This window comes from Limnoraphis robusta CS-951 (assembly GCF_000972705.2).
This window is the reverse complement of the sequence record NZ_LATL02000008.1, coordinates 1-10,474: the sequence shown is the minus strand read 5'-3', so window position 1 is coordinate 10,474 and position 10,474 is coordinate 1. Positions and strand designations below refer to the sequence as shown.

The 10,474-nt window shown below is 42.5% G+C and carries 5 protein-coding genes and 5 pseudogenes; 6 read left to right on the top strand and 4 right to left on the bottom strand.

All coding sequences use genetic code 11. The annotated features are described in order from the left end of the window. Positions 1 to 133: 133 nt before the first annotated feature. A pseudogene (gene gnd / locus WN50_RS00655) lies at positions 134 to 1,263 on the bottom strand (decarboxylating NADP(+)-dependent phosphogluconate dehydrogenase); the annotation flags it as partial. A gap of 1 nt (position 1,264) precedes the next feature. After that, positions 1,265 to 1,783: NAD(P)-binding domain-containing protein (locus tag WN50_RS35625; protein WP_235440785.1), on the bottom strand; the 519-nt coding region annotated here is incomplete at its 3' end. 191 nt (positions 1,784 to 1,974) lie between these two features. Here WN50_RS35625 and WN50_RS00650 point away from each other — a divergent pair. The 6 genes and pseudogenes from WN50_RS00650 to feoB form a co-directional block, all read left to right on the top strand. Then, positions 1,975 to 2,397 carry a hypothetical protein gene (locus WN50_RS00650; protein ID WP_046279464.1) on the top strand — a complete coding sequence of 141 codons (423 nt, stop codon included), beginning with the start codon at positions 1,975 to 1,977 and terminating at the stop codon, positions 2,395 to 2,397. A 298-nt stretch (positions 2,398 to 2,695) separates the two neighbouring features. After that, a pseudogene (locus tag WN50_RS00645) lies at positions 2,696 to 4,368 on the top strand (NAD-binding protein); the annotation flags it as partial. Between the two features lies 1 nt (position 4,369). After that, positions 4,370 to 4,620, top strand: a pseudogene (locus WN50_RS00640) (potassium channel protein); the annotation flags it as partial. A gap of 204 nt (positions 4,621 to 4,824) precedes the next feature. Beyond that, on the top strand, positions 4,825 to 5,061 hold the full coding sequence (locus WN50_RS00635) for a FeoA family protein (protein WP_046280859.1): 237 nt from the start codon (positions 4,825 to 4,827) through the stop codon (positions 5,059 to 5,061). 90 nt (positions 5,062 to 5,151) lie between these two features. Further along, positions 5,152 to 5,331 (top strand): annotated as a pseudogene (locus tag WN50_RS37255) (FeoB small GTPase domain-containing protein); the annotation flags it as partial. A 1-nt stretch (position 5,332) separates the two neighbouring features. After that, a partial coding sequence (gene feoB, locus WN50_RS00625) for a ferrous iron transport protein B (RefSeq protein WP_342586717.1) occupies positions 5,333 to 7,192 on the top strand: 1,860 nt, incomplete at its 5' end. A gap of 221 nt (positions 7,193 to 7,413) precedes the next feature. On the opposite strand, the gene WN50_RS00620 is transcribed toward feoB, so the two are convergent. Both WN50_RS00620 and WN50_RS00615 read right to left on the bottom strand, forming a co-directional pair. Then, complete coding sequence (locus WN50_RS00620; protein WP_049557379.1) at positions 7,414 to 9,600, bottom strand: ABC transporter substrate-binding protein; 2,187 nt, start codon at positions 9,598 to 9,600, stop codon at positions 7,414 to 7,416. Between the two features lie 109 nt (positions 9,601 to 9,709). After that, positions 9,710 to 10,294: pseudogene (locus WN50_RS00615) on the bottom strand (ABC transporter substrate-binding protein); the annotation flags it as partial. Between the last annotated feature and the right edge of the window lie 180 nt (positions 10,295 to 10,474).

Sequence of the window (10,474 nt, the reverse complement as noted above, 5' to 3'; positions counted from 1 at the left end):
GAGAAACCGGGTTTCTCCAGCAAACATCTAGGCGAAGAAGCCAAAAGTAAGCAGAAACCCGGTTTCTAACATTTGCCATCATAGACTGAGAAACCCGGTTTCTCCACTAAGAAACCCGGTTTCTAACAGCAAACTACACGCCAACCGTAGACTTTTCTTCCTGTGTCCATTCGGTGTGGAAGAACTCACCGCGAGATTTGTCAGTTCGTTCGTAGGTGTGAGCGCCGAAGTAATCCCGTTGAGCTTGAGTCAGGTTTTGCGGGAGAGTCGCCCGACGATAGCTATCAAAGTAATCTAAGGATGCACTAAACGCCGGAACCGGAATCCCAAACTTGTTCGCCGCGATCAACACTTGCCGCCAAGAATCTTGACGATCAAGAATGGTTTGCTTAAACTCAGGAGCAAGCAACAGGTTGGGGAGTTGAGGATTTTCGTCATAGGCTTTTTTGATCTTATTCAAAAATCCAGCTCGAATAATACAACCACCCTTCCAAATTCGAGCCATTTCCCCAAGATTGAGGTTATAGTTATATTCTTGAGAAGCCTTACCCAACAGAGCCATGCCCTGAGCGTAGGAACAAATCTTAGAACAGTAGAGGGCATCGCGAACCATATTGACGAAGGCTTTGGTATCCCCTTCATACATTCCGGTTGGTCCGGGTAATTCTTTAGAAGCTGCAACCCGTTGATCCTTGTAAGAGGACATAATCCGAGCGTTAACGGCCGCAATAATCGTGGGAATACCAACTCCCAGTTCTAAAGCGCTCATTACTGTCCAGCGTCCGGTTCCCTTTTGTCCGGCAGAATCCATTACCAAGTCTACCAGGTGCTTACCCGTGCCTTGATCGTCAATCTTTTTGAAGATATCGGCGGTAATTTCAATCAGGAAAGAGTTCAGTTCGTCGGTGGTGTTCCACTCGGCGAAGACTTCATGGAGTTGCTCGTTGGTGAGTCCGGCTGTATTTTTGAGTAAATCATAGGCTTCTGCAATCAACTGCATATCGCCATACTCAATCCCGTTGTGAACCATCTTCACGTAATGACCTGCCCCTCCTGGGCCAATAAAGGTCACACAAGGGCCGTCATCGACCTGAGCCGCAATTTTGGTTAAAATGGGTTCGAGTTCGCGATAGGAGGCTTCTGTTCCTCCTGGCATCATGCTAGGCCCCCAAAGAGCGCCTTCTTCACCGCCACTGACGCCCATTCCGACAAATCCTAAGCCAGTCGCTTCGAGTTCCTTGGTACGACGCTCAGTATCATCGTNAATAAAGGTCACACAAGGGCCGTCATCGACCTGAGCCGCAATTTTGGTTAAAATGGGTTCGAGTTCGCGATAGGAGGCTTCTGTTCCTCCTGGCATCATGCTAGGCCCCCAAAGAGCGCCTTCTTCACCGCCACTGACGCCCATTCCGACAAATCCTAAGCCAGTCGCTTCGAGTTCCTTGGTACGACGCTCAGTATCATCGTAGAGAGAGTTTCCTCCATCGATGATCATGTCATCTTGATCGAGTAGGGGTTTAAGCTGCTCGATTACCGCATCGACGGCTTTTCCGGCTTGCACCATCACCAGAATTCTGCGGGGACGCTCGAGAGACTGAACAAATTCTTCCAAGCTGTAAGCGGCGAACACGTTTTTATCAACGGCTCGCGTTTTCATAAACTCGTCAGTTTTGGATCTAGTGCGATTGTAAACAGAGATGGGAAAACCATTCCGCTCAACATTGAGTGCTAGGTTTTCACCCATCACTGCTAGACCGATTACACCAAATTTCTGCTTTGACATATGTATCTGCTCGCTCTAAATTGAGTCGTGGGTGAATGCACGAATTTAATTTTCACTGTATCGTTGATTCTTTTTTTGTATAATTTAGATCAGGTTTTTTTTAAGATTCATTGTGTATTTGAATACCAAACGAACGAAATTGGCTCAATGCAGTAGAATTGAGTCGGTGAAAAATCTGGAGTGAAAGCCAAATGGAAGAGTTAAAACATCTAGCAACTTGGGTCAAGGAACAACACGCCCCAGAATATATATTGACTTGGTTATTGAATCAGCCGGGAATCTGGTGGTCGAATGGGGAAGTTTACCAAGCCGCCTTAGAAAAATCCGGTAAACGTCTCAAAGAATACGTCAAGAACAGTAAGCAAACAGACTTATTCCAAGGGATTGCTGATAAAATTGTTGGCGATGAGAGTTGGGATCAGATTGCCATCAGTCTCGCCAGGATTATTGCCTCCTATCAAGAAGAGTTGGTGAAACTTCAAGATCAAAATCGATTACGGTTTGCGGGAAAAATACTCGAGAATTATCATTCAAATTCCGAGGAGGGTTGGTCTGCCATTGAACTTCAACAACCTCTCCCTGAGCTGAATGCCGATGAGTTAACCGGACAGTAGAGGTCTATTTAAAACTCGCCTATTTTTATTTAAAAAATGAGTTTTTGGGCTGAGGTTTCCTCTGGAAGTTCCGGTGAACCGTCTCAAGTTTTTATCATAGAATTTTTTAGTCGAGGATACTGTTGTCTTTGAGACAGACACAACAGGATTTAACTTCCCCAGCCAACTCTCCTTTTTGAAGGTTAATTTTATTCTGGTGTTACTCGATACAGTTTTTTTGATTTATTTAATAAAAAATTGAAGGCTGTTGGGTCTATAATAAATTGTTTTCTTTGGGCTTGAGGCGAGTTAACAGAATATGAAACCTCGCATAATTGTGTGTGGCTTAGGTGACACGGGATACAAGATCTTTTGTCTGTTGCGACAGCAGGGGGCTTTTGTTGTCGGAGTAAATGAAACCCCCATCAAAGGAGAGGGTTCAGATCTGGTTGTCGGCAACTTGCGATCCGCTTCGACCTTACTGGCTGCCGGAATTCAAAGCGCCCAGACCCTCGTTTTAGCCGGGAGTGACGAGTCTACAAACCTGGCGATACTCATGCAGGCGCAAATTCTCAACCCCAAAATTCGCATTATCAATCGTCTGTTTAATACCAATTTAGGCGATCGCCTCGATCAAACACTGCCTAATCATACCACTATGAGCGTCTCTGCCCTGGCGGCGCCTGTATTTACCTTTGCAGCCTTGGGAAATCGCGCCATCGGACAACTGGAACTGTTTAACGCTTACTGGCCGATTCAAGAAGAATGGATTGATGATCAACATCCCTGGAAAGGTCGAACCCTAACGGAACTTTGGGCCGATCGTTCCCGGATGCTGATTTATTATCTGCCGATTAATACTCAACTCGATTTAGTTTCCGCCGTGATCGAAGGGAAACAACTCAAAGTCGGCGATCGCTTAATTATCGCCAGTAAACCTGATATTCGCAAACCCAAATTTTCTCTTCTACAAACCCTAAACAAACTGAGAAAGAGTCTGCAAAAATTTCAGCAACATGGTCGATCCGCCGTGTTAGTGATTCTTTTATTACTGCTGATTATTTTCATCGCCACAGTCACCTATGTTAGCATCAATCTCAACAACTCTATTGTAGATTCTCTCTATTTTTCGGTGGGGATGATTACCGGAGCGGGGGGAAATGAAAAAGTAGCTGAAAATGCACCCGAAAGCATTAAAATTTTTACGGCCGTGATGATGTTAGTCGGTGCGGGTGTCGTGGGAATTTGTTATGCGTTGCTGAATGATTTTGTACTGGGAACTCGCTTAACCGAATACCTCAACGCCACGAGGATTCCTGAACGCAATCATTATATTATCTGTGGTTTGGGGGGAGTGGGTTTACGCATCGCTCAACAATTACGGGCAAATGGCTATGAAGTGGTCACGATTGAACGCGATCCGAACTTTCGATTTTCTAGTATTGTAGAGGCTTTAAAAATTCCGGTTATTAAAGGAGATGCGAGTCTTTCAACCACTTTAGAAACTGCCAATATCAAACAAGCAGAAGCCGTATTAGCGGTTACAAGTGATGATATGGCAAACTTAGAAATTGCCTTGAGTGCGAAAGGATTAGCCCCGAAAATTCGCGTTGTGGTTCGCAGTCAAGACCCTCAATTTGCCCTGATGGAACAACAAGTATTTGACTTTGAAACGGTTCTCAGTCCGACGGAAATAGCGGCCCCTGCGTTTGCGGCGGCGGCGATTGGAGGGCGAATTTTAGGGAATGGAATTACCGCCGATAGTCTTTGGGTTGCCTTAGCCACGTTGATTACACCGAATCATCCATTTTGTGGGCAACGGGTGCAAGATGTTGCCCGTAGTGTTGATTTTGTGCCGCTTTACATTGAAGCGAATTGTCAGACGATTCACAGTTGGGAGTTGTTAAGTTTTGTCCTGAAGTCGGGAGATGTTCTCTATTTAACCATACCTGCTCATCGCCTCGAACAGTTGTGGAATCCAGTTAAGGATGANCGTTGATTACACCGAATCATCCATTTTGTGGGCAACGGGTGCAAGATGTTGCCCGTAGTGTTGATTTTGTGCCGCTTTACATTGAAGCGAATTGTCAGACGATTCACAGTTGGGAGTTGTTAAGTTTTGTCCTGAAGTCGGGAGATGTTCTCTATTTAACCATACCTGCTCATCGCCTCGAACAGTTGTGGAATCCAGTTAAGGATGACTGTCTCAGCGTCAGTCACCAGTCTTTACAGTCACCAGTTTAGGGGCAATTCATCAAGATCCCGTACCAGTCACCAACCCCAAAAACCCGGTTTATGGCTAAATATTGATGAATGTCTATTTATATTATTTAAAATAGATAATTGTTAAGAATCTGTTGAGTATTTATGCTGAATGATTTTAATTGAGAGTTTAATGCAATAATAAAATCAGCTTTACAGATTGAGTCAAATTAAATAGGAGAAATTATGGGTTTATCTGAACTGAAAGCCGGACAAGTTGGCTTTGTTGATAGTATTCAACCCCATCATTCTAATGACGGTTTAGTTCATCGATTAGAAGCAATGGGAATTCTTCCGAATAGACCGATTCAAGTGTTAAGAGTGGCTTGGTTTGGCGGGCCACTGCACGTTCGCATCGGTACAACGACAGAAGTTGCCATTCGCCGACAGGAAGCTGCACAGATTCGGGTAAAAGTCTGTTAAAACTTCATTAAGGTCTTCATTAAAATTTGATAAAGTCTTCAGTGTCATTCTGAGGCTTTATCGTTCACAATCTTTAAGGGGGAAAATACGATGACTTGTCATTCTCCAACCGTCACTCAACCGAGGGACAGCAAAGCGGTTAAACGGGTTGCTTTAATTGGAATGCCCAACACGGGAAAATCCACCTTCTTTAGCCGGATTACTGGGGTGGCTGCCTATGTGGGAAACTGGCCGGGTTTAACTGTAGATTTGCTGCAAGCCAACGTTAAANATCTTTAAGGGGGAAAATACGATGACTTGTCATTCTCCAACCGTCACTCAACCGAGGGACAGCAAAGCGGTTAAACGGGTTGCTTTAATTGGAATGCCCAACACGGGAAAATCCACCTTCTTTAGCCGGATTACTGGGGTGGCTGCCTATGTGGGAAACTGGCCGGGTTTAACTGTAGATTTGCTGCAAGCCAACGTTAAAATTAATGGCGAAACCGTTGAATTTGTAGACTTACCGGGAATCTATGATCTCAACGGTTATTCTGAAGATGAGAACGTTGTCCGAATCTTCTTAGAAAAGTATGCCATTGATTTAGTAATTGTTGTTTTAAATGCTGCCCAAATTGACCGTCAAATTCGCTTGGCACTGCAAGTGAAAGCGTTAGGTTTGCCTGCGGTGGTGATGTTAAATATGTCGGATGAAGCCAAACACTATGGCGTTGAAATTAACTCAAAAGAATTATCCCGACATTTAGAAATGCCTGTTTTTCTGATTAGTGCAAAATACGGGAAAGGCTACATGAAAGCCTATGAAACCATTTGTCATCAGTTAGAACAGATTGAACTTCCGGTTATCGTTAATGATATTCAAAAAACCTTAGCCCTACGGGGAAAAATTTCGGTTGAAGAAATCGAAGTCATCCTCAAAGATGCGGTGGAAATGCCCTCACAATTGGCACAAACATTAACCGCAAGATTGGATAGTGTTTTATTGCATCCTGTCTTGGGTTTACCCGTGTTTTTTATGGGGATGTTTGCCGTTTTTTGGATTGTTTGGAATGTGGGGTTGCCGTCTCAAGATATCATGGATAGCCTCACCGGATGGCTAGAAGAAACGGTAATTTCTCCGGTTTTAAGCGTGTTTCCGGGAGTCGTTCAAGACTTTTTTATTAACGGAATTTGGGCGGGTGTTGCGACGATTTCCTCCTTTGTGCCGTTAATTGTTATCTTCTTTATGGTGATGGCAATTTTAGAAGATAGTGGCTATCTGTCTCGGGCGGCTTATTTGATGGATGCACTGATGGCGCGTCTGGGTTTAGATGGGCGGAGTTTTGTTTTGCAAATGATGGGGTTTGGTTGCAATGTTCCGGCGTTGATGGGAACAAGGGTGATGCGTTCACGGGCGTTGCGACTGTTAACCATGCTGATTATTCCGTTTGGTTTGTGTTCGGCAAGATTGCAAGTTTTTGTGTTTATTATTGCGGCAGTTTTTCCGAATGGAAACGGGGCGCTTGTCTTATTTTCTCTCTATATTCTGAGTTTCTTAGCTGCCTTTTTAACAGCGTTTCTGTTTCAAGGAACGTTCAAAAATGAAGATCCTTTTGTGTTAGAATTGCCGCCTTATCGGTTCCCAACAATTAAACAAGTTGCCCTGCGAGGATGGGGAGAAGTTCGAGAGTTTTTAGTTCGTGCTTCGGGCTTTATTACTATCGGTTGTATTGCGGTTTGGGTGATTACCAGTTTACCTCCCGGTGCAACAGGTTTAGATACCATTGGTGGGCAAATTGGTCAATTTCTCAGTCCGGTTATGCAACCAATTGGCATTGATCCTTATTTGACTTTAGCCTTGATTTTTGGTTTCATTGCGAAAGAAGTTGTTCTGGGTTCGTTAGCGGTTATTTACGGCTTACAATCAGCGAGTGTTGGCGCACATATGGCAGAGAGCATTACCTTTATTCAAGGATATAGTTTTTGTATTTTCTGCTTACTGTACACGCCTTGTCTGACAACGATTGCGACCATTTTAAACGAAGCTAAATCTTGGAAGTTTACGCTATTTTCTCTCGGATTTTCTTTGATTTTAGCTTGGGTTTGTAGCTTTATTTTCTATCAAAGCGCGTTGCTTTTGGGCTTTCAATAATTGTCTTCAATTTGGGGCGAGTTGATTACAGTTTACAATTATCAGTGACCATAGATTTCAGTGCAGATTTTACAGTGATTTCAGCAATCAGTTATCAATATTGATTGGTCAGGTGATTACTGTTCACTGTTAACTGTAAAAACTGGTCACTGGTAACTGTTAACTGTTCACTGTTTAGAACTCGCCCCTACCAAATTATAATTAATGAATCGGAGATGATATCATTCACGATTTGAACAATCTAAACCCGCTTTTTTCGGTGTTGAAAACTCAGTTGGGAGAAAGGTAAGACCATACTCTTGATTTGCACAAGCAGCAACTTTAACAATATCAAGGGGTTGTTCTTTGCGATCGCCTGTTCCCGGTTGAAACTCTATTTTCCCGGTCACGCCGTCAATCTTGAAGCTTTCACTAGAAAGTAGCTTTTGAATTCCTTTGCGGGTGGGATTTTGGCGAATTCCTTCAATCAAAACATGGGCTGCATCGTAGGCTAAAGCGGTACGAAGACTCACGAATTCGCCCCAAAGTTGCGAAGTGATTTGCGAAAAATCGGGCTGAAAACTGTTTAAATGATGCCAGAAAATGACTAAATATAGTTTTTCTAGATATTCTTGACCGAGCGCTAAAGTTCTGGGCGTGTCAACCGAGGAGTTACCCAACATCCAATATTCACCTTTATTTTCTTTAATCACTTCTAGCGCTTGATTGACGGAATTTGTCACCTGACCATCCGGTATTAAAATAATCACGGATTCTTCAGAATTTCTCATTTTTTCAAGTGCATCTTTTGCGTTAAAGTTAGGACTAGCCAGGTTAAAAGAAGCTACAACTTCTCCTCCTTTTTCTAACAACTTTCGTTCAAAGTATTGTTTGTAATCACTCGAAAAGGGACTGGCAGGATTATAAAAAATCGTGACTTTTTTCTGCTTGATTTCCTGGGTCAAGAGATCAACCATTTTATAAGCCTTCTTATAATTCACTGCCGGAATTCGGAATAAAAACTGTTCTGGGTTTTCGGTGAGTTCAGAGGTGGTTGTTCCTGGAGTCACTAAAACTACTTGATTTTTGTTGTAAATATCTAAAGTAGCGAGGGTCATCTCACTAGAATAATGACCAATTACGCCTAGAATTTCTGAGTTTTTAACGAGGTTATGTGTATTTTTGATGGCTTGAGGTTTGAAGTTAGAATCATCAGCAATGATCACTTTTAAGCCTTTTCCATTTAAGTCTCTATGCTGAAGAAAATCTGAACCGGGTAAGGTATACTCAGCAGATTCATCTCCATTGAATAAATTCAAGTTCACTTCGGTTTGGGCTTGAGCAACTCCCCGCAGAATGTCTTCCGCAAGTTCGACATCGATGACTTCTCCGGCTTGATTTTTTATCGTGGGAACAACAACTGCAATGGTATAGTAATCGGCGTTTGTTGCTTCCAATATTGCGTTATTGAGATAGATTAAAGTTTCGGGATCTTGTTTTTCTTCTTCCCAACTTTTTTGAAGGTGTTGAATGGCTTCGTGATAACTTTGTTTGGTGACAAAACAATCATTCCACTGTTGTCTAATATAATCCTTCCAAAAGGGTAAAAAATACTTCAAGGGTTTCTGACAGTCGGCAACAGGTTCTACACCCCTTTGTTTACGCCGTTGTTGAAACATCTTCACCACAATTTCTTCCCCCTGACTGATAGAATCTCCAATAACATCAGGTTTCTTAAAAAAGCGGCTAGAAGTTCCCCAGAAAACACCTATAAAAATACCGATAAATACTAACCCTAACATCATCATTACTTTGGGTTGGATTAAGGGTTTTTCAGGTTCAGGTTCAGGTGAGGGTTCAGGTGAGGGTTCCGGTTCCGGTTGAGGCCAATACAGTTGAGGAGCCGTCGGATTTTGTAAGAGTATCGGTAGCCAGGATGCTCCCGGATAATACGGTTCATTGTTTGCAGTTGGAACTTCTAATTGATGTAATTTTTTTCTGGCTTGACGAACCGCAGCATGAAGGGGTTTTCCTTGAATAAATTCTTCTAAAAAATACTTCAAAAAACTGCGGGCTACTATATCAGGAACGGGTTCTCGCATGACGATGAGATGGGGAATATTAAACTCGGCTAAATATTCCGCAATCCCCAGTCCATCACAGGAATTAAAGATAGCAAGCTTAATATTAGGAGCGGCTATTCTTAGGGCTTGTCTTAAGTTATTGATGGGTAAGTTAGGCTCATTAGAAAGGCAAATGCTTTGACCTGAACTGTGTCCGGCATAGAAAATTATATCCCAATTTCCCCGATAAAGGGTATTACACAGTGTTTGGAAACTGAGGGAATCTCCTTCTTCGGGAATGCAAGTAACTTCTCCTCCATATTCAGCTAAGTTTTGAATTTCTTTTAGATCTTCTTGTAGTTGCAAACCCCCTTCATCGCTGCCAAAAATAGCCAGAATTTTAATCGGTATTTGCAGGGTTTCTGGAGGTCGATTGTATCGAGATAAAAGAACTAACTCCGCATTGGGTAAGAANGTTTTGAATTTCTTTTAGATCTTCTTGTAGTTGCAAACCCCCTTCATCGCTGCCAAAAATAGCCAGAATTTTAATCGGTATTTGCAGGGTTTCTGGAGGTCGATTGTATCGAGATAAAAGAACTAACTCCGCATTGGGTAAGAAATAATCTTTTTCAAATAAATCCCACCGATCCCAGGATAGTTTTTGTAAACAAGAATTGGCGGTATCCAAAACAATTCTTACAGATTCGTTGGGTGCTACATATTTTAAACGTCCCACAATTCGCCCTCGGATATCGCCAAATATAGGATTGTTAAACCAATTTTCTAGAGTATATTCAAGGGCTTGAGTTGCAGATAAACACTCTTGATATGTCGATTTATGGGTAATTTGTACCTCTGGAACTTCAATAATTCGCTCTCCTAAACCTCTATGAAGTTCTCGCCATTCTTCATAACTTTTCTTAATTTTTGGTTGGGCGGGAAGTGCAGGACATTCGCGGTCTATGGCAATAATTCTACCGTCTTCCCAAAACTCTAGTACAACAGGAAAACCTGTATCAAAATCGCCCCCTGGTATTTTGATAACAACTTGTTTTTTCATTGTTAGTCGGTTGATTGAGTTTTAATCTAGAAAGCTTCTGCACATTACGGGGCTGTAGAAAGGTTGAATGAGTTTTAAACTTGAAGCAGGCTAGATGCCTACACTACAGCTTCTCGAAGATTGTGTTCCTTTAGAAAGGATTTCTAACTTGTAGATATCATATCATATATAACATTATAT

Bases quoted from the DNA above. Each gene is read 5' to 3' on its own strand.
- WN50_RS00650 (WP_046279464.1), top strand. From the start codon at position 1,975: ATGGAAGAGTTAAAACATCTAGCAACTTGGGTCAAGGAACAACACGCC.
- WN50_RS00635 (WP_046280859.1), top strand. From the start codon at position 4,825: ATGGGTTTATCTGAACTGAAAGCCGGACAAGTTGGCTTTGTTGATAGT.